We start from the raw sequence: 23872 nt of genomic DNA on the forward strand, positions 1-23872 counted from the left end.
AAGAAAGGAGGTTCTAAGTTGGAAGACTCCAGATTAAAACGATTTGGTGTTTCAATGGAAGGTCACTTGCTTCGAAAATTTGACCTTTTAGTCAAACAAAGGGGCTATGAAAATCGTTCTGAAGCGGTTCGTGATCTTGTCCGTGATGCACTTGTTCAACAAACATTGGAAGAAAGTGAACAACCTGTGGCAGGTAGTATTCTCTTATTCTATAACCATCATCAACGGAATCTACTTGAAGAACTGACAAACCTTCAGCATCATGTGCACGATTTAATTATAGCCACTACACACTTCCATTTAGACCATGAGAGTTGCCTAGAACTGATTGTCGTTAAAGGTAAAGCAAGGGATATCCAGCAACTCAGCCATAAGTTGATAAGCCTCAAAGGAGTGGCATATGGAAAGTTTACAGTAGCGCCTGTAGAACAAGTTTAATGCAGAAAAAGGGTTACTCCCGTTGTAAAAAAAATACCTTTACATTACGTATAATTCGATCTGAAAGGGTTATATGAATAGTCAATTTACGTCACCAATTTAGAAGCGAAACAGGGTTAAATGATTTGGAAAAATTCGAGTAAGGGAGGGAATAGAAGTTGAAAAAATGGATTGGAATGATCGCTTTCGTAGTTATTTTTTCCTTGTCTATTATTCTAACAGGCTGTACTCCATCCCATTCCAGTCAACGAGAAGGGGGAAAAAAGGATGAACTTGTCCTTTCCATTGGGGGAGAGCCGGATTCAGGGTTTGATCCCACGACGGGATGGGGACGTTACGGTTCGCCATTGTTCCAAAGTACATTATTCAAAAGGGATCATGATCTTAATGTGACCAACGACCTTGCCACCCATTACGAAATGAGTGAAGATGGTAAAAGTTGGACTGTTTTTATACGTGATGATGTAACCTTCTCAGATGGAAAACCATTAACCGCACATGATGTTGAATTCACCTTTGAAACCGCCTTACACAAAGGATCCGTGGTTGATTTAAATATATTAGAGAAAGTAGAAACCGTAAATGACACGACAGTCAAATTTACACTTAAAAAGGCACAATCCACCTTCATGAACACATTAATTGAAACCGGAATTGTCCCGAAACATGCTTACGGAAAAGATTATGGAGAAAATCCGATTGGTTCAGGTCCATATCAACTTGTTCAGTGGGATAAGGGCCAACAACTTATGGTCAAAGCGAATCCTGAATACTATGGGAAAAAGCCATATTTTCAAAAAATAACCTTTTTGTTTTTAAACGAGGACGCTACATTTGCTGCTGCTGGAGCAGGAGAAGTGGATGTTGCAGCCATTCCAGCTTCTTTTAGCATGCAACAAGTGCCTGGCATGAGGTTAGAAAAAGTAAAATCAGTTGATAACCGTGGGATTGTGTTTCCATACGTGAAATCTGGAAACTTGACGGAAGAGGGTTTCTCCATTGGAAACGATGTAACTGCCGATCGGGCCATCCGTCATGCGATTAATATAGCCGTAGACAGACAACTGCTGATTGACGGTGTACTAGAAGGGTATGGTTCGAAAGCCTACACTTCTGTTGATGGTTTACCTTGGTGGAATCCGGAAACGGTTTTTAAGGATGGAGATATAGAAGGTGCAAAGCAAGTCTTAAAAGATTCTGGATGGTTGGATAAGGATGGTGACGGAATTTTAGAAAAAGGATCTTTGAAAGCGGAGTTTCAATTATATTATCCAGCGGAAGATGATATTAGACAATCGCTTGCGATATCTGTTGCGGATATGATGAAACCTTTAGGAATTCACATAAAAGTCGAAGGAGCAAGTTGGGATACCATTGAACAGAAGATGCATTCAAATGCTGTCATGATGGGATGGGGAAGTCATGATCCCCATGAAATATATACCGTATATAGCAGCAAAACGGCTGGAATCGACTATTACAATACGGGGTTTTATCAAAATAAACAAGTAGATGAATATTTGGAGAAAGCTTTAACTGCGACAGATTCACAAGAAGCAATCGAATATTGGAAAAAAGCACAATGGGATGGAACAACGGGTTTAAGTGCAAAAGGGGACGCTCCGTGGGCATGGCTGGTAAACTTGGACCATTTGTACTTAGTGAAAGACGGTCTCTCTATTGGAAAACAAAGAATTCATCCACACGGTCATGGTTGGCCTGTGACACACAATATTGAAGAATGGAAATGGGTTGAGTAAGGTGAAAAAAAGTAGAGTTAGAAAGCTAGCAAACTTTCTTTTATTCAAAACTATAAGAATGGCAACTTTGTTAGTTGCCATTTGTTTCATTTCTTTTTTACTGATAAAGAACTCACCCATTGATCCTATTCAAGCCTATATCGGTGCAGATATGTTAAATGTAGGACCAGAGCAAAGGGAAAGAATTGCTCAGTATTGGGGACTAAATCAACCGATTATGACACAATTTTTGAATTGGGGTTCTGCGTTGTTAACAGGGGACATGGGGGTCTCCATGATTTTGCGCCGTCCAGTTACAGAAATTATCGGTGAGCGGTTCTTGCATTCTCTTGCTCTCATGCTAACGGCATGGGGGTTATCAGGAATCATTGGATTCACAATGGGTGTAATTGCGGCGATGAAAAAAAACACTTTGGTGGACCGAATCATTACATGGTATTGTTACACACTGGCTTCGACTCCAACCTTTTGGATGGGTCTTGTGATGCTCATGATTTTTGCCGTATGGCTAGGGTGGTTTCCAATCGGCTTAGGCGTTCCAACGGGAGTTCTTGAAGAGGATGTCACCCTAATCGATCGAATCACACATCTGATTCTTCCAGCCCTTACCCTTAGTATTGTAGGGGTTGCGAATGTGGCCTTACATACGCGCCAAAAGTTGCTAGACGTTCTTTCTAGTGATTATGTGTTGTTTGCAAGGGCAAGGGGGGAACGTGGTTTTATATTGTTTTGGAGACATGGTTTACGCAATATTGCTTTACCAGCGATTACCTTACAATTTGCTTCTTTTAGTGAATTATTTGGTGGAGCGGTGCTAGCTGAGCAAGTTTTTTCTTATCCAGGTCTTGGGCAGGCGACAGTAGAAGCCGGTTTACGGGGAGATGTTCCGCTTCTATTAGGAATTGTCATTTTTAGTACGTTATTTGTTTTTATAGGAAATCTAGTTGCTGATATCATCTATCACTTTGTAGATCCAAGAACGAGAAGGGAGGGGTAAAATGATTACGAGTCTTAGAGAATTTATTTTGAATCGAAGGATTCGAATCTTTCTTACCCTCCTACTGGCTATTATTTTTTTAATGGGTGTGGTATCTAGTAGTATGTTTCTGGATGAAGGGAGAATAGCCACGAATCTTCACGAGAGAAATTCGCCTCCATCTTTAGACCATTTATTTGGTACGGATTGGTTAGGGAGAGATATGTTTACCCGTACGATGATGGGACTTTCTTTAAGTATGGGGGTTGGATTGATTGGAGCTATTGGAAGTACGTTCATCGCACTGCTCCTCGGGATCACTGCTGCAACAATGGGAAAAGTCGTTGACCGTCTGATATCATGGCTCATTGATCTTTTTCTCAGTGTTCCACATCTTGTTACCCTTATTCTGATTGCTTTTACGTTAGGTGGAGGATTTAAAGGGATTGTCATGGGAATTGCCTTCACCCATTGGCCAAGTCTTGCACGTGTTATTCGAGCAGAAGTCATGCAGATTCGTTCAGCACCGTTTGTACAGATTTCTCAGAAAATGGGAAAATCTCGATTGTGGATTGCACTACATCACATTTTCCCACATATCGTTCCGCAAATATTAGTAGGGTTTTTGCTCCTATTCCCACATACGATTTTACATGAAGCGGCTGTAACCTTTTTAGGTTTAGGGTTATCTCCACATCAACCAGCGATTGGAATCATTCTCTCTGAATCGATGAGATATTTGTCTTCAGGTATGTGGTGGCTTGCCTTTTTTCCGGGACTATGTTTACTCATGATCGTTCGGACCTTTGATGTCATGGGAGAAAATCTTAGAAAGATGATCGAACCTGTTAGAGATGATGATTAATTTTAATGAGAAATGTTTCCCTAGACTAGGATTGTGAGGTGTACCCTATGCCCATTCTTGAAGTGGAAGATTTATCGATATCTTTTAAGCAAGATAAGGTTGGCTTAAAACAGAAACAACTTAATGTGATTTCAAGTCTACATGTAACACTTGAAGAGGGGGAAATCCTTGCGGTTGTGGGAGCGAGTGGATCGGGAAAAAGTTTACTCGCTCATGCGATTCTTGGGATCCTTCCAAACCATGCAACCGTCAGTGGAAGTATTAAATATGAAGGAGAAGAACTTTCCCACGAACGACAACATGCACTCCGTGGGAAGGAAATTGCCCTTGTCCCTCAATCGGTAAACTATTTAGACCCACTCATGCGTGTTGGGAAGCAAGTCCGCACCGCGGTAAAACAAGGCGATGCCGTTGCGGTACAAAGAGAGGTATTTGAACGTTATCATCTGAGACAAGAAGTTGAGAGAATGTATCCATTTCAACTATCTGGAGGCATGGCAAGACGTACTCTTCTAGCAACAGCCATGGTAAGTGGAGCAAAGGTCATTATTGCGGATGAGCCAACCCCAGGACTTGATCAGGCTGTTATGAATGAAGCGCTAAATAACCTTAGGGAGTTTGCCGACAACGGCTGTGCGGTCATGCTCATTACCCATGATATAGAATCCGCCTTAACGATTGCCGATAAAATAGCTGTATTTTATGCGGGAACCACCGTGGAAGTAGCGCCCGTAGATAATTTTGCTGGAAAAGGTGAAGCATTAAGGCACCCCTATAGTAAGGCTTTATGGAGAGCCTTGCCGCAAAATGAATTTATTCCGATTCCTGGTTCACAACCTCATCCTAGTGCCTTACCACCTGGATGTTTATTTGAGCCACGATGTGAAAAAGCAAGTCCTCATTGTGGGAAAACTCAACCTGAGATGCGTAACCTTCGGAATGGACTAGTGAGGTGTACCCATGCCACTTGAAGCGATTGATATTGGATTTCGATATGAGAATGGACCATGGTTATGGAAAGGGGTCCAGTTAACGCTAAGCCCGGGTGAAATCGTTGGTCTCACGGGCCCGAGTGGTCGAGGGAAAACCACTTTTTGCAGGATCTTAGCAGGGCTCGAGAAACCTACCATGGGCAGCGTTACGGTTGGTGGGACAGTCTTGCCGAAGAAAGGATATCACCCTGTACAATTAGTTTTTCAACATCCAGAAAAAGCGGTGAATCCAAGATGGAAAATGGATAAAATCCTTAATGAAGGGTGGAATCCTAATCCAGAATTGCTAGAATCGCTAGGAATTAAAGAGGAATGGCTAACACGTTGGCCAAGTGAGTTGTCTGGAGGGGAACTACAACGCTTTTGTGTGGCCCGATCCTTAGGACCGAATACGCGTTTTTTACTTGCAGATGAAATGACCACCATGCTCGACGCCATTACCCAAGCCCAAATCTGGAAGACCGTTCTCGAGATCGCCCAAAAAAGACAAATGGGAATCCTTATCGTAAGTCATGAACAAAACCTCCTTCAAAAAGTTTGTCATCGAGTGGTTGAATTAAAATAAACAGAGGGACGGTTCTGCGTGTTTCAGAGGGACCATGGCACCATTTTTTTGTTCAGGATCATTTAATAATTGACAGTTTCTATCATTTCCCCGTAAAGTTGCTATGATGCAATGTAAAACGGAGGAGAAAAGATGCAATTTATTAATAATCTACTTCTAAATATGGAATTAGATCCAAGTTTAGTAGAAAATCTTGCGGTTATCATCAAGATTCTGCTAATCGGGCTGATCTGTATTGTAGCCAATTTTATATCAAAAAGAATCGTAATCAGGATCATCACTCGAATTGTTAAAAACGCTAAAGTCGCGTGGGGGAATATTCTTTTGGAAAGACAAGTCTTTCGAAAGTTATCCCATATGGTTCCTGCGATTATTATTTATTCGTTAGCTTCAACTTTCCCAACCTATCAATTGACCATTGAGAAATTGGCCGTTACCTATATGATTATTGTCGGGTTAGTGTTTATTCAAAGCTTACTAAATGCATGTAATGATATTTATCAAACCTTTGAGATATCCAAGGTGAAGCCCATCAAAGGATATATTCAGGTCATTAACATTGTGATCATGACGGTAGGGATCATTTTAGTGATCTCGAACCTAATCGGGAAGAGTCCTCTTATTCTATTAAGTGGTATTGGTGCTCTCTCCGCTGTGTTGATGTTAGTCTTTAAGGATTCGCTATTAGGATTAGTGGCCGGAATTCAGTTGACGTCCAATGATATGGTTCGGGTCGGGGATTGGATTGAAATGCCAAAATATGGAGCAGATGGGGATGTTATTGATATTTCTTTAAATACCGTAAAGGTTCAAAACTTTGATAAAACCATTACGATGATCCCTAGTTATGCTCTTATTTCCGATTCTTTTATCAACTGGAGAGGGATGCAAAGCTCAGGCGGTCGACGAATCAAACGCTCTTTGTATGTCGATACTAGTAGTATCACGTTTTGCACACAGGAAATGATCGAGAAATTTGTAAAAGTTGATTACCTTTCGGATTATATTATTCAAAAGGAAAGGGAAATTTCGGAGTACAATGAGAAAAATCAAATCGATCGAAACAATCCTGTGAATGGGCGGGCCCTTACCAATGTGGGAGTGTTTCGGGCGTATATCAGCAACTACCTCAAAAATCACGAGGGCATCAATCAGAATATGACCTTAATGGTTAGACAGCTGGCACATAGTGAACACGGATTGCCTCTAGAAATTTATGCCTTCACCAATTCTGTACAATGGGCCGTGTATGAAACAGTCCAATCCGATATCTTTGACCATCTATTTGCTGTTGCACCAGAATTTGGACTTCGAGTGTTCCAGAATCCTTCCGGAGCCGATTTAAGAACCATGGTAGAAGAAACAAGCAACAAAGCCTTAATAGGCGACAGAAGCTATTAAACTTGAAACAGGGGGACGGTTCTCGGCGTTTCATAGATTATATGAATCTATGATCGTCAGAATCGTCTCTTTTTTATTGAAACAGAGGGACGGTTCTTCGCGTTTCAGAATGGCACACAAGCCTTTGCAACACGAGAACCGTCCACACGTTTCAAAGCATATCACTTTACATACATGGAGATTATTCATAAGATTAGTTAAGTTAACTAACTATTAATATAAGAAAGGACATTATATGTATTCGTACTTTATAAAATCCCAATTAGCGAATCGATCTTATAACCTTCAGTTACACGATGAGCTTACACTCCATGATCTATCAGCAAGTCAATGGGGGTTGATTCGATATATCTTTGAAGTAGGTCCAGCTACGTTTAGTGAAGTGGCATCCTACTGGAAAGTAGAAAAACCATCTGTTACTCCGATTGCTCAAAAGTTAGTGGAGAAAGAAATGGTCTTTATTTCACCCGGGAAAGACAAAAGACAAAAAGTCATGCACTTATCGGAAAAAGGGGTAGAGCTATATAAGCAAATTAAGCATATGATTGATGTATTTCAAGAGGAATTGGTGGTCGGCATTTCACAAGAGGAAAGAGAGATCGCAGAGGAAGTACTCGACAAATTGCTTATAAATTTAACGAAAAGAGGATGTTAATTTGGTGAAAAAGGGGAGTCTTTGGACAAGGGAATTTGTGACGGTATCAACGATTAACTTTTTGCTTACCCTTACGTTTTTCTTATTAATCGTAACAATTGCACCGTATGCACAATCAGAGTATGGTGCCTCTACAAGTACAGCTGGATTAGTATCTAGTATTTTTATTATCGGTTCCTTAATCGGTCGATTAGGCGCGGGTAGGGTGATTGGTGATATTGGTTCGAAAAAAATCCTTTGGATTGGATTAATCTGTTTTTTCGTCATTTCTTCACTATATTTCTTTACCTTCAACTTAGGTCTGTTATTATGGATTCGTTTACTGCATGGGATCGCTACCGGTATTGCAACGACAGCAACTGGTACCATCATTGCTCAAATTTTACCAGTCTCCCGCAAAGGAGAAGGAATTGGTTATTTTAGTTTAAGTGCCATTTTAGCAACGGCAATCGGTCCATTTATTGGGGTTTTACTCTTGAAGCTTGAAAATGGATTTCAGTGGATGTTCGCATTCGGCGTAGCATTAGCGATTATCTGTTTAATCATGTATTCGGTTGTTAAAATCAATGTACCAACTGGCGGCTCTTATGCTAAACATGAAACAAAAGGTTCGCTATTATCGCGATTCATTGAACCAAAAGCCGTACCGATTTCACTGATTGCGTTAGTGATTGGCTTTAGTTACTCTGGTGTGATGTCCTTTCTCTCGTTTTACGCAGAGGAAATACATTTAGTTTCTGCTTCCAGTTATTTCTTTTTAATCTATGCCATCGTGGTTCTTTTTTCTCGCCCATTTACGGGAAAATTACTGGATCTAAAAGGGGCCAATATTGTGACGTATCCGTGCTTCGTCATTTTTGCGATCGGGATGCTTTTATTTAGTCAAGCGACAGCGGGTTGGATGTTATTAGTAGCGGCAGCATGTATTGGACTTGGCTATGGAAACTTTAATTCCGTTGCACAGGCGGTAGCCGTAAAACTTACACCTCCTCATCGTGTAGGCTTAGCTACTTCTACGTACTTTATTTTATTTGATATCGGATTAGGCGTAGGTCCATACTTATTAGGATTCCTGGTGCCAACAATGGGGTATCGTTCAGTCTTTTCATGGATGATCGCCGTTATTTTATGCTGCATACCACTGTATTACATCCTACATGGCAGAAAAGATAGAGAATTATTAGAGACCAAAACAGTAACTGAAACTGCCTCAATATGAAACTGGGGGACGGTTCTGAGCGTTTCAGAATTGCACACAATCTTTTTGCAACGCGAGAACCGTCCCCGCGTTTCAATTTAAAAATGTGTCTGGCCCAATAGGGAGCAGGCATTTTTTGTGTTTTATGGTCTTTTTTTTATCCTGAACATTCACAGTATTTCTTCTCATCAAAAATACAGGATGTCAATGAGTAAATGAAAATCTGAACATCTAAACATAGCACTATATAAAATGTATAAAGAATAGGCTCTGACAATAGGAACAACCACCTATCAGTAATCATATTTTGTTGTTGAGAGTACACCGAATATTTGATTATTTCAGTTCGCAACCTGTTATCATCATTTTTTCATTCTCTCAAGCCCAAAAAACTAGATGGTGAATACAAGAGGAGGATAAAAATGCAAAATTATCAATATGAGTTACAAAATTTAGAAATGGATCCTTACCAAGTTGGTGAGTTAACACCTATTTCTTATAGCGACGATCCACGCGTGTTTGGTGTTGGAATCGGAGGATTTGGACGTTGCGGTGGCTTTGGACGTTGCGGAGGTTTCGGACGTTGCGGAGGTTTCGGACGTTGTGGTGGTTTCCATCGTTGTGGAGGTTTCCACCGATGCGGAGGATATAGTTGTTTTAGTTGTTATAGTTGTTATAGTTGTTTCAGTTGTTCCAACTGTTATAGTTGTTGGGGTTAAATTGTTCTTTACAAAAATTAGTGATTTGATGATAAAAAAGTGTCCCTGCATATCGATGCAGGGGCACTACTTTTTTGGATAATCATAAAGGACAAATAAAACTACATACGCTAATAGTGGATCATTGAGATGATGAGAAAATAGGAGGAACGAAATGACAAAACTTGACTATTTCACGCGTCTGAAGGTAAAGAGGGATACCGTTTACTTACCAGATCCAGAGGGTGGTGTGTATATCAGAAATAATGAAAGCTCATTTCGGATGAAAGGAGGAACCATCTATCAATGGATTGAAAAATTGATACCCATGTTCAACGGGGAGCAAACAATGGAGGAATTAACAAAGGGGTTGACGCTCCCTTATCAGAACCGGGTATATGAGATAGGCGAAATATTGTTACAGAACGGCTTTGTACGAGATGTAAGCCAAGATCGCCCCCATCAATTACATGATGGAATCCTTGAAAAATACGCTTCACAAATTGAGTTTATTGAAAATTTCGTTGATTCTGGAGCTTATCATTTTCAACAATATCGTCAGACCAATGTTCTATTAGTTGGCTCAGGACCCATTCTCGTTTCATTGATTGGTGCATTAATTGAAACGGGACATCCCAATTTCCATTATCTAGCTACGGAATCCATCCCTACAAATCGACAACGAATTTATGAACTTATCGAGATTGCTCACAAAATGGACTCTGAAGTGGAAGTTAAGGAAGTAACCTTTGAAAAAGGAGAACAAAAAGGTTTTTGGAAACAAGCCGTAAACCCATATGATTGCATTTTATATGTCTCACAGGACGGCAGTGTCAATGAACTAAGGGAACTAAATAACGTTTGCAAAGACGAAGGGAAGGTGTTTATACCGGCCATATGCTTCGAGCAAGTAGGGTTATCAGGTCCAGTCATTTCTCCTGAATCAGATGGATGTTGGGAATCTGCATGGCGCCGGCTCCATCAATCCGCTATTCAATCCGATCAGAAGCCGAACACGGTGTCTTCTACAACGGGAGCTCTTCTAGCAAACGTTATTGTATTTGAGTTTTTTAAAAAAATGACAGGAATTGCAGGATCTACAAATAATCAAATTTACCGCCTTGATTTTGAAACTTTAGAAGGGGAGTGGTTATCCTTCATTCCACACCCATTAGTATCGTCAACAAGTGTAGCGCCTAGACTAGTTGAAGACCTTGATGTAAGGCTAAACCAGGAAGGAAAACGAAACAACCCGTCTCATGAACTTTTGGACTATTTTAGTGGATTAAGCTCTGAAGAGATCGGAATTTTTCATTCATGGGAGGAAGGGGATTTGTCACAACTCCCTCTCGCACAGTGTTTAGTTCAAGCTGTTAACCCGGTATCCGAGGGACCAGCAGATCTTCTTCCGGAAGTCATTTGTGCTGGTTTAACACATGAAGAAGCAAAAAGAAATGCCGGATTTAGGGGCATTGAAATGTATGTGTCAAAATGGAATGATTCAATTGTTCGGAATCAGGAAGATCCTATCGATTCTTTAATTACGGAGGATCCTATCGGCATCGGTGCCGGAGAAACCATCGAAGAGGCGGTATGTCGGGGAATGCAAGCTTATTTAGATGAAAAATTGTGTCACCGAATGGATGATGATCAAAATGGCATCTATGATGTGGGGCTAGGCTCCATTGAAGATCAGCATTGCAGCGTTTATTTAGATGCCCTAACCACCTTGAACGGCACACCGACCATCGATTTAATCGAGGATATATGTGGCTTTCCTGTTATAAGGGTGAGATCGAAGGGGCAAACTTTTACTTCTGCAGGATTAAATCTAACGCTTGCCTTGCGCAATGCCTTACAACAAGCCCTTTTATATACGCAACAAAATCAGCAACTACAACATATGGAAGTGGAGCATGAAATGGAGCCGACGACCTTCCGTGAAAATAAGGAATTCAAACTTGATATTCCTTCATGTGAGGATATGACGAAACTAGAGCTATTACGATCTTCTATTGGGGTCTTGCACCAAGAAGGCAAACAATTATTCGTTTATGATCTTGCGTTCGAACCTTTTTTTAAAGAAGAACTTGCCGGGGTGTTTGGTGTACAGATTGTTGAGGAGGGGTTTTAATGACTGCTCAAATTCTACTGGATGGAGAAGGCATATTAGCAGATAAGGTCTACCATCAATTATCAGAAACCTATTCTCTAACGCGTCAAAGTATTTTTGAGGAGGAGGTTCCCGGAGATATCAAACTTGTACTCGTGCTTCACGATGCTTGGCATCCATCATTTTATCAGAAAGCGGAAAAAAGAATGCGGTCCTTAAGATTACCGTGGCTTCGAGGGTTTGTTTCATTTGGAGAGGGAATCATTGGTCCGCTCGTACGACCTGATACCAAGGGGTGTTCTTGCTGTGCGGATATGCGACGTATCCTAGCGGGACCAGATCGTCAAGAAATGTGGAGGTTTCAAGAAAGGATGGCAGAAGGGAGTTGTGGAGTTCGAGATGCTTGGGTCACACATTCGGGATTATTTCAAATGGCCACTTTAATCACGAATGAAGTACGAAGAGCTCTTCAAGGTGGAGCGAACAACTTAGAAGAAAAGGTGTTCGTGATGAATTTAAAAACGCTAACGACCTCTAGTCACTTTTTCTTACCTGATCCAACTTGCCCAATGTGCAGTTCGGTGCCTATTGATACAGCGGAATTAGCACAAATTTGCTTGCAATCAAGTCCTAAAATAAAGGGCAGTTATCGCAGTCGTTCAACGGAAGAATTAAAAACGGTGTTAGCTAAAGGGTTTCTTGATTCTCGTATGGGGCTTATGAATGGAAAAATGCAGGATTTGCGACTGCCGTTTGCTGATGCATTAGTGAACATGCCTCTCTTTGAAGGTGATGAGGGGGTAGCAGGACGGACGAATTCTTATGAAATCAGTGAGTTGACGGCCATTTTGGAAGGTGTGGAGCGATATTGCGGAATCCAACCACGAGGAAAAAGGACCGTCGTTCATGAGCGTTATAGTCAATTACAAGAAATAGCCCTAAATCCTACAAGTGTAGGTGTTCATGAAAATCATCAATATGAAATACCGCATTTTCCGTTTAAAAAGTTTGACCCCGAAACACCCATGGATTGGGTCTGGGGTTACTCGTTTTTACAAGAACGTCCAATTCTCGTTCCAGAAAAACTTGCCTATTATAGTGTAAGTTGTGGAGAAGGCTTTGTCTATGAAACGTCAAATGGATGCGCCTTAGGGGGAAGTTTAGAGGAAGCTATTTTCCATGGCATTATGGAGGTTGTCGAACGAGATTCGTTTTTGTTAACCTGGTATGCTAGACTTCCGCTCCCACGGCTTGACCTTACTTCTGCAAACGATAAAGAATTACAACTAATGGTGGACCGTATACGAGATGTAGCGGAATATGACCTTTATTTTTACAATTCGACGATGGAACATGGAATTCCAAGTGTTTGGGCAGTGGCAAAAAGCAGAAGACCAGAAGGCGTTAACCTCATTTGTGCGGCTGGTGCAAACCCTAATCCAATCAAGGCAGTAAAAAGTACGATTTTCGAGCTAGCGGGAATGATGTTTAGGGATGATGAAAAATTAGAGGCAAACAGACAGGAATATGAAAAGATGTTGCTAGATCCATTCGCAGTCCGCAGCATGGAAGATCATGGCATGTTATACGGTCTACGAGAAGCAGAGGAACGGCTGAATTTTATCTTAAAGGATCATGGTCCATTACGTACATTTGCACAGGAGTTCAAGGAACCACCTTCCTATTCAGATTTAAAAGATGATCTTCAAGAGATTCTCCAGCGGTTCCGCCGTTTAAATCTGGAGGTCATTGTAGTAGACCAGTCCTCAACCGTAACCATACAGAATGGATTATTCTGTGTAAAGGTGATAATTCCTGGCATGTTACCGATGACATTTGGACATCATCTTACTCGTGTGAAAGGGTTGGAAAGGGTGCTAACCGTTCCGATGAGGTTAGGGTTTGTAAAGGAACCGTTAACGTATGAAGGGCTAAATCCATATCCCCATCCGTTCCCATAACCAGAAGAATAGGAGGACAATGATATGGAGCTCAATTCATTTCTCTATCAACTGCATTTTGACAGTGATAACCTCTATCCGCGTGATTGGCAGGTGGATTGGGAAGATGCACCACTTCCTTATAAACTATACCGAAACTTGCCAGAAGTCCCACTTTCTACAGAAGTACCGTTAACCCTTAAAAAGCAAGAAGATCCTAATCCCCCTCGCTTAGAAGATCTTGGTCATTTTTTATGGTATATTTACGGGCTAACCCAATACGCTCAATCGGCAATAAAGGATGAATCAATCGGGAAAAATGTGAGTTTTACGGGGGCGTTACGGAGATTTGTTCCCTCCGGCGGGGCGCTTTATCCTAATGAATTATATGTATATATCAAACTTGATGAGATTCCGAATGGAATTTACCATTATGATGTGGTGCACCATCGGCTTATTTTGTTACGAGAAGGAAATTTCGATTCCTACTTAGCTAGAAGTCTGGCAGATGGCCATTCTATTTCTGAATGTTTTTGTACCCTTTTTATCTCGACCGTATTTTGGAAAAATTTTTATAAATACCATAATTTTTCATACAGGCTTCAAGGGTTAGATGCAGGTGTGCTGATTGGGCAATCGTTAGAAGTGGCTGATCGGATGGGGTTCTCTACAAGGGTATGTTATCAATTTCTTGATCAGTCGATAAATCATTTGCTTGGGTTATCAGGGCAAGAGGAAAGTGTGTATGCGGTGATCCCAATCAGGATGGGATCGTCCATTCCTTTGAATGACAACCAGCAGAAAAGAGAGGAAACAGTATCCTCATCCCAGTTGTGCAGGGAAGTCCCTGTGTTGAATAATACTTCCTATAATCGCTCAAAGAGAGTCCTTGATTATCATATGCTAAGAAAACTAAATGAAGCATCGATGTTTGAAACCACACAGTCATTTGTGAAAATAAAGGGAAGGAACGATAAGAAGTTTCCTTTCCATTCAGAGATGATCTTGCTACCATTTACGGAGGATTTTTCGTATGATCTCGCATCTGTTTGCCGAGAACGGTATTCCCCTGATATTGATTTTACGTTAGGAAACGTGAGTCAAAAACAATTATCTACTTTTTTAAAAGAGACCTATTCTTTTTTGTATCAAAATGACCTTGACGAAACAAGGGGACAGATTGAGTCTCGTGTTGCCTTATATGGAAGTTTCTACAATGTAGAGGGAATTTTGAATGGGGCTTATTCATATGACCATGGCACTCATGCTATTCAAAGAATTACCGAAGGGGATCACCGAGAGCTTTTACAATCTGGATTAACGATGCCCAATGTAAATTTGTATCAAGTTCCACTTTGTATGCACGTAGTGGGAGACAAGGATCACCTCAAAAAGAGCCTAGGGTATAGAGGATACCGGATTCAACAGATGGAGGCAGGCATTCTCGTGCAACGGCTGCTATTAATGGCGGGTGCATTAGGAATGGGAGGGCACCCATTGTTGGGATTTGATGCGAACCAATGCGATGAACTTTACAGAGTCGATTACAAAGGAAAAACCAGTTTGATTCAAATTCCAGTCGGACCCTATCGTCCACGCGCTTGGTTAAGAGGAAGTTTGCACAGCTAAGTTAGATGAGAATCATACGATGGTTTTCATGTAAGAAGAGATGGTACTAGGTTCGGCTTTCAAAAGCACTGAATATGAACTAGACTAAAAACAATAGAAAGAAACCTCCTTCATGCCGTTTTTAAAACAACTATGCATGAAGGAGGTACGCTTGATTAGCTTTATCTATGAATCACCACACTAGTACCGATGGGAACTCTTGATGATAAATCGAGAACATCCCGATTATACATGCGAATACATCCATGGGAAACATTTTTGCCAATGGATGAAGGATTATTGGTGCCATGTATCCCGTAATGAGGTTTAGATAAACCCATCCAAAGCACTCCAAAAGGACCTCCAGGATGAGGCTGTTTATTCACAATGGTATAGGTCCCAGAAGGGGAAGGTGACAATATTTTGCCAACTGCAATGGGATACGTTTTCAAAAGTCTGTTTCCATCAAAAAGTTTTAATTGATGTTTAGATGTAGATACGTTAATCCATTTCACCATAAGGAATCAACTCCGTTTTTTGACTAGTTTATGAAGGGAATGAATTTTAGGTACCAAGTACATCTCTACATCATGTTGTTTAAATGAAGAGGGTAACGGTAAAAGTCAGCTGTATGAATAAAAGCCAACTTAGATCTTATGTCTGGTAAGTATGTTAAAGACCGATTGCAGATAATCTTGTAAGCGGTCATTGCAATCTGTTATTCCAATCAGTACAAATAAACCATTTTCTTAGGGGAGTTGAAGTCCATCAAGATCTAATGGTTACTTTTATTTACATCTTTTTATGTAAAAATGAAATTCAACTTTGATATCCTTGAGTTATAATACGGGTTCAAAGTACAAGGACTGCACATAAAGCCACTGTACCTAGAGCCATTAGTACTAAACCAATAATAGAGCCAATAAAAAACAGATTCCGAATATGGATCATGTCTAACATGCCTTCTTCTATACTTTTAACCATACTTTCATCAGGGTTTGAACGTCTGGCTAATTTAGCTCCTTTTCTTAGTTTTGCCTTACCTTTTTGGATTATTTGGTAAATAAAATGAGGTAATCCCATGAATAACAGTGCAACGGTCCAAATTATAATGGGCACCAATAACCAGATCATATTAGTCACCTTATTTCGAGTGAATTTATTGATTCATACACGCTAGAACCTTTTTAACTTATTATATCTAGAATCATCAGAATCATAAGGTGATCTTGAAAATTAAAACAGGGGGACGGTTCTCGTGTTTCATTGCACACAATCCTTTTGAAACAGGAGAACCGTCCCTGTGTTTCTCTCGGATACAACCGTGGAGACGGGCATTAAGGTGCAACGGAAGCTCTTAGTTCCGGGTGTATTAGGAATTTGGGGCATCCATTGCTGGGATTTGATGTGAACCAAGACGATGAACTTTCAGGATGATTAGAAAGGAAAATTCAGTTTGATTCAAATTCTAGTCGGATCTTACCGTTCAAAAGCTTTAGCTGGAAGGGAAAGAGATATGTAATGGTTTTCAATTTTTGTGTAAGAATAGAGGTTAACAGAATAGGCTTTTATAGCTACTAAGCTTAATAGGAAAATAAAATCCTCTTTCATCTTGATATTAATCCAACTTCTCATGAAGGAGGAGGGTAGATTGTTCAGCGTTGACCTTTGGGTGTTCCGGAATTCAACTGTGGTGATTTAAGAAGCATGATAAAAAACAAGCAATAAAGCCTTGAAGGCGAAAGGAACTATTAAAACTTTACCATCGAAATAAAACCGACTGTTTTAAAGAATACAGTCAGTTGTTTAACGTGGATGGCTGCTAATCGTAGTTTATAAAAGTCAAAAATGTCGCATAATAAAACAGAAAATGAAAATCAAATCATTTATTCTTGTGGTTTCTAGTCTCAACCTTAAGATATTGAAGTGAAACGTTTTGGAGGAGGTTGTTCCGTGTTTGGTGTTTGGGGTATTTCAGACGCTGCTCGTTTATGTTATTTCGGATTACATAGTTTACAACATAGGGGTCAAGATGGAGCAGGAATTGTTGTGAGTCATAAAGGGAAATTAAAAGGACGCAATGGTCTAGGTCTTTTAACTGATGTATTTAAAGATGAGGGTCACATTAATGGATTAAAAGGGGAAGCGGCCATTGGGCATGTTCGCTATGGTACTGCTGAAAGTAATGAAATGAAAAATATCCAACCTTTTTTATTTGAATTCCATGATGAAGAAATGGCCTTAGCTCATAATGGAAACCTTACAAACGCAACAACTCTAAGAAAAGAATTAGAAGATGAGGGCGCTATTTTTTCATCCCATTCAGATGCTGAAATTTTAATGCATTTGATTCGACGAAGTGAAAAAGAAACATTAATTGAACGAATCAAAGAAAGTTTGAATAAGGTCAAAGGAGCTTTTTCCTATTTGATATTAACACCTACCGAAATGATTGGTGCTTTAGATCCAAACAGTTTTAGACCACTTTCGCTCGGACAATTGTCGAATGGTGCTTATATGTTAGTAAGTGAAACTTGTGCATTAGATGTTACTGGTGCAAAGCTCATTCGTTCTGTTGAGCCCGGAGAAATCATCATCATAAACAAAGATGGCTACCAAATCGAAACTTATACAAAAGATACCATGATATCGATAGATTCAATGGAATACATCTACTTTGCACGCCCAGACTCTGATATTGCGGGTGTGAACGTACATACGGCACGTAAAAATATGGGACGAACGTTAGCAGCGGAAGCACCAGCATCAGCCGATGTGGTTGTCGGCGTACCCAATTCTTCATTATCCGCTGCGAGCGGTTATGCTGAAAAAAGTGGTATTCCCTATGAAATGGGATTAGTGAAGAACCAATACATAGCTAGAACATTCATTAGGCCCACTCAAGAATTACGTGAGTTAGGAGTGCGCATGAAACTCTCAGCTGTAAGTGGAGTTGTAAAAGGGAAAAAAGTGGTGATCGTCGATGATTCGATCGTTCGAGGTACAACAAGCAAACACATCATTCAGTTGCTCCGTGAGGCAGGGGCAGTGGAAGTACATGTGAGAGTGGCTTCACCTCCTTTTCGTTATCCAAGTTTTTACGGAATTGACGTTGAAGATCGAAAAGAATTGATTGCAGCAGCCCATTCCGTTGAGGAAATCAGAGAAATAATTGGAGCCGATAGCCTTGAATTTTTAAGTGTCACCGGAATGATCGATTCAATTGGATTAACATTCGACTCACCCTACAATGGACTATGTATGGCATACTTTACAGGAGAATATCCAACCCCATTGTACGACTACGAATGAAACAGGGGGACGGTTCTCGGCGTTTCATTGCACAATCCTTTTGAAACAAGAGAACCGTCCCCCTGTTGCAAAATCCCCTTAACATCTGGTTAAGGGGAAAGGATTAAAGAGTTTTTACTTATAAAATTTTAATGTTTTTTTCACTGTCCTTGCGTAAACCTTCGATAAGTTCAGTGATTTTTTCATTTTTCTTTTGTGCGATCGCTTGTTGTTCCAATTGTGGTTTTACGGATTCGAAGTCATCTTCCAGTCGTTCTTGTCCTTGACTTTCAGCCTGTTTCTTATATTGCTCATACATAGACTTTACCTCATCGTCAGAAACTGTGATGTCACCAATTCTTTTGTCAAAAAATTTAGTAAGGGTTAATTGATCTTTAATTTCCTCTTTAAGGTTTTTTTCTGTTAATTGATTCTCTTTTAGTGCCTCTTGATACTTCTTCGTATCTTCAAATTGCGATTTCATTTTATCTACTTCAGCATTAATTTCACTTTGTTCAATCGTAACCCCTTCTTTTTGAGCAGTCTGAAGGAGTAACTTCGTATTAATTAATTGATCTAATACGGATTGTTCAAATTCCTCCTGTGCTTGATTGTCTAGATCATCGACATTCATCCCTTGTTGTTGAAAGTATGCTTTTGAGTTCTCTAGTTGTTTATCATAATCTTTTTTTAATATTTCTTCACCATTTACGGTTGCCACCGTTTCGGTCTTGGATTCTTTAGAGCTTTCATTGCTACAAGCCCCCAGTATAAAGACCAAAACGCTGATCAGAATGAAACCCATTGAAGCTCTTTTAAACATCACGTTTCTCTCCTTTCAAACAGCTTGTCCTGTATTTTAACATATCTAATTGAAGAAAAAGGCTCTACAACTAAACTGTTAGGAGATTGTAATGTGATTAAAGAGATCTATTTTCGAAAATGATAGGTGAGGAAGGGGAGGAGATAAGATATCTAATAAAATATAACAACCCATTGATTATCCCTCTTTGCAGTACTCTAGTTCCTGGATTAACTCAATTGGGATTGCGCTTGGTGCTGATGGTGTTAGACTGATGTACCAGATGTTACTGGACCAAATGGATTTGCTGGTGTAGTGCTAGGAATGGTGATACTGGGTGGTGTAGTAGCAGATACGCCTGTACCAGATGTACGTGGAATGGATATGGATAAACTTAAGCCGGAACAAGTAAAGACGAACATACCTTCATTCTCAGCACCTGCGCCTGCAGTCGTTTGAGTTGAAGTATTTGGAGATTGATTAACAATATTACCGAATTGAACATTAGCAGAACCACTTACATTTTTAATTGAAACCGAACCAATAGATACCACGTAAACAACTCCCTTTCTAAAGTGAAATCCCTCTAGTACAGGTTATGTTAACTCACACTAATTGGAATGGACAATTATCAATTTAAGTAATAAATGTGAAACAGGGGGACGGTTCTGCGCGTTTCATTACAGAAATGAAACAAAAAGAACCGTCCCTCTGTTTCACTCAAAAATATAACTAATAACCTTTATTGCTTGATCAACGGTTTCGACAGTGACATTGGCCTTGTTGGAAAGTTCTTTTAATGGATGTATTAATGATTGTGGTCTAATGATGATGGTTGGCTTATTCATGGCAATGGCCATGCTCGCGTCCATCGCTGTATTCCATTGCTTATATTTTTCTCCAAATAAGGCAATGACGATATCAGCTTTTTGCATTAAGACTTGTGTTCTGAAATTATTAATATCCGAAGCAGCATCATCTTTATAGAGGTTACCAGGCTGTTTTCCTAGAATGTCTTCGCCAATATTGTCTGAGCGGTCATGGTTGGTTTGAGGAGCTACAAATACTAGAGGAAGCTCTTTTTCCTTTGCTTTCCTCGCGACTTCTTCTCTCCAATTATCGTGAATTTGCCCTGCTAAATAAACAGTTAATTCCATTTCATTTCCTCCATTCCTAGTTTACTTATTATCATCGTATCGAATTTCATATTATTTTCAAACGATTTACTCCGCATTTGACCTTATCGAGTCCTATATCATTAATAAAATTTCTTTTAGTTCCAAAGAAATAGAAATCCCACTAGCTTTATGTATTGCCAGTTAAAAAGCTTTTGAATGAAAACATATTTTTAATAAAAAAGGAAAAAATAGCTTTGTCATGTTTTTTAAATGACACTTCACTTATCAACTGCACTACTTTTAGAAATAGCCTTGAAAGGCGGTCTTAGCTACTATGGGTAAAAGAAAGGTAAAACTATGGACGAACCAGTATGTCATTATTGTATTATTGTCTTTAGTAATGTTTTGTGCTTTTTATATGATTACAGCGGGTTTCCCTATTTTTGTATCAACGATTAGCGATAATCCAGCGATTGCAGGAACCATGACTACGACTTTAATGGTAGCATCACTCGTTACACGGTTCTTTGCCAGTGTCATCATCCAAAAAGTGAATATGAAATGGCTCCTCGTTATTTCTCTTCTTTATTTTTTGGGCACAATTGCTCTTACTTTTGTAAACACTTCTATTGGTTTTTTGATATTCATCCGAGCGTTACAAGGGATTGGATTTTGTATGCTTACAAGTTTAGTCTTTACCATATCCAGTAATATTGTTCCTAAATCTAGGCTAGGGGAGGGCATTGTTTATTTCGCATTGTCTACAAGTGTTGGAACGACGATTGGACCATTAATCGCCATTTCCTATCTTGCCAACTATTCATTCCGGTCCATGCTGATGATTACTTTTGGACTTATTCTTTTTTCGTTCGTGTGTAGTTTCTTTACAAAAAATACGGTTAAAAAGGAAAAGGAAAGTCCGCAAGAGACTAAAAATGAACCTTTCTATAAGTACATGTTTGATAAGCGTGTCCTTCTACCTTGTATTTTAGTATCGTTAAACTATATAGCCATTGCAGGAACCGTAAACTTTATGGGGGCGTTTGGAAAAGAGATTAACCTTGGCGGAAGGATTTCACAGTTTTTCATCGCTCAAGGAATCGCCATGGTAATCGTTCGGGCATTCTCTGGCAAAATTTTCGATCGATTTGGACATAGAATCCTGATTATTCCAGCTGCTATTTCAGGGGCTGTAGGTTTGACATTATTAGGGTTTTCTAGAAGCATGTTGATGGTTTTGGTTTCAGGGGCATTATTTGGAATCGCTTTTGCCATCATTCATCCCATTATCCAAGCTTGGGCTTTAACGCTTGTTCCACCCGAGAAAAAAGCAACAGCCAATTCGATGCTACTCATTTTTATCGATTTTGGACTAGCAATCGGTTCGGTTGGACTCGGATTCTTAGCTAAATATGTTGGGTATGGCATGACATTTAGTTATTCTGCATCTGTTATGATCATTATTTTGGTATTGTATCTAATGGGAAGCAAAAAAACAGCAACAGCAGAACCCGAACGGAAAACACAACCTAAACCTAAACGAATGATCCTAGCAATCGGACGGGACAAACCATGAAACAGGGGGACGGTTCTCAGTGTTTCATAGATAAAATCAATACATCTTAACAAGCATGAAATTCGTGCTTTTTCATAAATGAAAGCACCCTCAAATTTCCAATATTAGAGAAATTCAACAAGACGCTTTGTTCCATTTAGGGATATTTTTCTGAATCGTGAAATGTCGTTTATAAATATAATTTTGGCGAATGATGGAGCATACGATAGCACTTGAAAAGACCGTACAGTCGAGTACCCATTAAAGTTAAGTTAATAAAGTGGGGGATAACGTAAGCCCCCACTACTGGAAATTTCACTTTATTAACTACAGCATGCTTCACGACAAGCATCAGCACATTGTCTGCAAATTTCAGCACATTTTTGACAACAAGCATCGTCGCATTTTTCGCATGCTTTTGCACAAGCATCACAAATATTGGCACAAAAACTTGCTAATAGTTTCGCGTTTACACTGTTACGAGCAATCAGTTGGCTTACTAGAGCACAGATGTCTGCACAGTCACGGAGAATTTTTTGACATTTAGCAAATTCTTCTTGTTGTGAGGATTGACAACATACATCAAAACACTCATTACATGCCTGCACACACCGATTGCAAGCTTCCAAACACTCTTGCAGATAAGTGTTCAGTTGATGACCGATTGTAAAAGTATTTCCTAGGCTTACCTCAGTTTCCGAAGATTTTAAATTGCTTTTTGTTGAAATTTCCATTGTCAACCTCCAAAAAATGTATTTAGGGGTAGGAAAAAAAGCATACAATAAAAAGAGCGAACGTTTACCAAAAATTGGACCAAGTATCGCCTCTTTATTGTATAGGTCTCCTTTTTTACTACGGATTAAATATACGATGGCAAGATGATTTATATTCCCAATATTTAAATAAGTAAACATTTAATAATAATTAAATTTCTATAAAATTAGTAGGAATTAATGATTTAGTCGGAGTTAATGATCTGTTGCGTTAATTGGTTCAGGTATTTTTTATAATACTCAAGGTTTTCTTTAATTTCAGCTACCTTATTTAACTTACCTAAACGTTTGTACTCAATCATACGGTCCAATGCCAAATGGACAAAACCGAAAATGGTTTCTCTTTTTAACAGAAGTTCAAATTTGGATTGTTCATGATTTTGATCCTGATTCTGATCTTGATTCTGATCGTGATTTACGGCTTTGCCTTCTTTTAAATAAGTATAGGTACGATTAGATTCATTTATGGTATGCTTTTCCCCAGATAATTTCATATCCTCAATAAGGTGATCAATTAGTTTAACTAACTGAGGGTTTGCTGGTTCAAGACGAAGATAATCCAGACAAAGACGGGAACCATACTCATAGTAGAAAATGTTAAAAGTGGCTGTTGCCTCACCCTTATAAACAGTAACGGTTTTTGTATGTTTTGTGTAATGCTCATTAATCCTAAATCCCAATAGATTTGCATAAGTTTTCCACCAATCAAAAGCTTTGAATTGGAAATTCCCTTTTATATTACGGTAAATAACAACCTGCACAACACTCCCTCCTTGCTCCAATCGTTTAGTAAAGAATTCATTAGTGTTAAACCAACCCTTATTGCATTTTATTTACCTTGAAGTAATTAGTGAAGGCAAGCGCCCGGAAATGATTAAATTGTATTTGATGTTGAAAATGTTAAAAGAAGCTTATTTATAAATTGCAAGGGCGGTCTGTCTTAAAAGAATCGATATGTGAATACTTTTGGAGTGGCAATTTAGTAGAAAAACTTATACACAGGGACGGTTCTCGTGTTTTAAGGTATTTATTTTCTTTTGAAACAGGAGAACCGTCCCTGTTACAGTTTTGTTTGAAATCTCTTTTAATACTTAAAATCTTTACAATGAATGGTTTTAAAGAAA

General features: G+C 39.5%; 22 protein-coding genes. 15 read left to right on the forward strand and 7 right to left on the reverse strand.

The annotated features are described in order from the left end of the window. The first annotated feature begins 18 nt into the window (after window positions 1–18). From nikR to Q5760_RS11755, 13 genes are all read left to right on the forward strand, one after another. Window positions 19–438, forward strand: coding sequence for a nickel-responsive transcriptional regulator NikR (gene nikR, locus Q5760_RS11695; protein ID WP_428912332.1), 420 nt, complete (start codon window positions 19–21; stop codon window positions 436–438). Between the two features lie 176 nt (window positions 439–614). Further along, a complete protein-coding gene (locus Q5760_RS11700) occupies window positions 615–2198 on the forward strand; it encodes an ABC transporter substrate-binding protein (RefSeq protein ID WP_428912556.1) in 1584 nt (527 codons plus the stop codon). Window position 2199: 1 nt separating this feature from the next. Next, the gene (locus Q5760_RS11705) at window positions 2200–3195 is read left to right on the forward strand and encodes an ABC transporter permease (protein WP_428912333.1); all 996 of its coding nucleotides are present in this window, start codon (window positions 2200–2202) and stop codon (window positions 3193–3195) included. A 1-nt stretch (window position 3196) separates the two neighbouring features. Beyond that, a complete protein-coding gene (locus Q5760_RS11710; RefSeq protein WP_428912334.1) occupies window positions 3197–4039 on the forward strand; it encodes an ABC transporter permease in 843 nt (280 codons plus the stop codon). Window positions 4040–4086: 47 nt separating this feature from the next. Next, window positions 4087–5010, forward strand: a complete 924-nt coding sequence (locus Q5760_RS11715) for an ABC transporter ATP-binding protein (RefSeq protein ID WP_428912335.1) — start codon at window positions 4087–4089, stop codon at window positions 5008–5010. Further along, window positions 5000–5596 carry an ABC transporter ATP-binding protein gene (locus Q5760_RS11720; RefSeq protein ID WP_428912336.1) on the forward strand — a complete coding sequence of 199 codons (597 nt, stop codon included), beginning with the start codon at window positions 5000–5002 and terminating at the stop codon, window positions 5594–5596. Before Q5760_RS11715 ends, Q5760_RS11720 begins: the two co-directional genes overlap by 11 nt. 132 nt (window positions 5597–5728) lie before the next feature. Further along, window positions 5729–6997, forward strand: coding sequence for a mechanosensitive ion channel family protein (locus Q5760_RS11725; protein WP_428912337.1), 1269 nt, complete (start codon window positions 5729–5731; stop codon window positions 6995–6997). Between the two features lie 235 nt (window positions 6998–7232). After that, the gene (locus Q5760_RS11730; RefSeq protein WP_428912338.1) at window positions 7233–7652 is read left to right on the forward strand and encodes a MarR family winged helix-turn-helix transcriptional regulator; all 420 of its coding nucleotides are present in this window, start codon (window positions 7233–7235) and stop codon (window positions 7650–7652) included. A gap of 4 nt (window positions 7653–7656) precedes the next feature. Further along, on the forward strand, window positions 7657–8871 hold the full coding sequence (locus tag Q5760_RS11735; RefSeq protein WP_428912339.1) for an MFS transporter: 1215 nt from the start codon (window positions 7657–7659) through the stop codon (window positions 8869–8871). A 437-nt stretch (window positions 8872–9308) separates the two neighbouring features. Continuing rightward, the gene (locus tag Q5760_RS11740) at window positions 9309–9569 is read left to right on the forward strand and encodes a hypothetical protein (RefSeq protein ID WP_428912557.1); all 261 of its coding nucleotides are present in this window, start codon (window positions 9309–9311) and stop codon (window positions 9567–9569) included. 154 nt (window positions 9570–9723) lie between these two features. After that, window positions 9724–11682, forward strand: coding sequence for a putative thiazole-containing bacteriocin maturation protein (locus tag Q5760_RS11745; RefSeq protein ID WP_428912340.1), 1959 nt, complete (start codon window positions 9724–9726; stop codon window positions 11680–11682). Further along, the gene (locus Q5760_RS11750) at window positions 11682–13622 is read left to right on the forward strand and encodes a TOMM precursor leader peptide-binding protein (RefSeq protein WP_428912341.1); all 1941 of its coding nucleotides are present in this window, start codon (window positions 11682–11684) and stop codon (window positions 13620–13622) included. Before Q5760_RS11745 ends, Q5760_RS11750 begins: the two co-directional genes overlap by 1 nt. A gap of 24 nt (window positions 13623–13646) precedes the next feature. Beyond that, a complete protein-coding gene (locus tag Q5760_RS11755) occupies window positions 13647–15230 on the forward strand; it encodes a SagB family peptide dehydrogenase (RefSeq protein ID WP_428912342.1) in 1584 nt (527 codons plus the stop codon). Between the two features lie 161 nt (window positions 15231–15391). On the opposite strand, the gene Q5760_RS11760 is transcribed toward Q5760_RS11755, so the two are convergent. Together Q5760_RS11760 and Q5760_RS11765 are read right to left on the reverse strand one after the other, a co-directional pair. Beyond that, window positions 15392–15727 carry a L,D-transpeptidase gene (locus tag Q5760_RS11760; RefSeq protein WP_428912343.1) on the reverse strand — a complete coding sequence of 112 codons (336 nt, stop codon included), beginning with the start codon at window positions 15725–15727 and terminating at the stop codon, window positions 15392–15394. A gap of 334 nt (window positions 15728–16061) precedes the next feature. Then, entirely contained in the window at window positions 16062–16343 is a 282-nt protein-coding gene (locus tag Q5760_RS11765; RefSeq protein ID WP_428912344.1) for a hypothetical protein, read from the reverse strand. Between the two features lie 786 nt (window positions 16344–17129). Here Q5760_RS11765 and purF point away from each other — a divergent pair. Then, the gene (purF, locus tag Q5760_RS11770; RefSeq protein WP_428912558.1) at window positions 17130–18521 is read left to right on the forward strand and encodes an amidophosphoribosyltransferase; all 1392 of its coding nucleotides are present in this window, start codon (window positions 17130–17132) and stop codon (window positions 18519–18521) included. 118 nt (window positions 18522–18639) lie between these two features. Here the strand turns inward: purF and Q5760_RS11775 are convergent, their stop codons facing one another. From Q5760_RS11775 to Q5760_RS11785, 3 genes are all read right to left on the reverse strand, one after another. Continuing rightward, a complete protein-coding gene (locus tag Q5760_RS11775) occupies window positions 18640–19323 on the reverse strand; it encodes a SurA N-terminal domain-containing protein (protein WP_428912345.1) in 684 nt (227 codons plus the stop codon). 245 nt (window positions 19324–19568) lie between these two features. Beyond that, window positions 19569–19856 carry a spore germination protein gene (locus tag Q5760_RS11780; protein ID WP_428912346.1) on the reverse strand — a complete coding sequence of 96 codons (288 nt, stop codon included), beginning with the start codon at window positions 19854–19856 and terminating at the stop codon, window positions 19569–19571. A 162-nt stretch (window positions 19857–20018) separates the two neighbouring features. Continuing rightward, entirely contained in the window at window positions 20019–20459 is a 441-nt protein-coding gene (locus Q5760_RS11785) for a YtoQ family protein (RefSeq protein ID WP_428912347.1), read from the reverse strand. 295 nt (window positions 20460–20754) lie between these two features. Here Q5760_RS11785 and Q5760_RS11790 point away from each other — a divergent pair, with 295 nt between their 5' ends. After that, window positions 20755–21996 (forward strand): MFS transporter, encoded by a 1242-nt coding sequence (locus Q5760_RS11790; protein ID WP_428912348.1) that lies wholly within the window; start codon window positions 20755–20757, stop codon window positions 21994–21996. A gap of 302 nt (window positions 21997–22298) precedes the next feature. Here Q5760_RS11790 and Q5760_RS11795 read toward each other — a convergent pair whose 3' ends face one another. Both Q5760_RS11795 and Q5760_RS11800 read right to left on the reverse strand, forming a co-directional pair. Further along, the gene (locus Q5760_RS11795) at window positions 22299–22709 is read right to left on the reverse strand and encodes a four-helix bundle copper-binding protein (protein WP_428912349.1); all 411 of its coding nucleotides are present in this window, start codon (window positions 22707–22709) and stop codon (window positions 22299–22301) included. 224 nt (window positions 22710–22933) lie between these two features. Continuing rightward, window positions 22934–23509 (reverse strand): hypothetical protein, encoded by a 576-nt coding sequence (locus tag Q5760_RS11800; RefSeq protein WP_428912350.1) that lies wholly within the window; start codon window positions 23507–23509, stop codon window positions 22934–22936. Window positions 23510–23872: the final 363 nt, after the last annotated feature.

This window comes from Niallia sp. Kr1 (genome assembly GCF_050389805.1).
GTDB lineage: Bacteria > Bacillota > Bacilli > Bacillales > Cytobacillaceae > Bacillus_BD.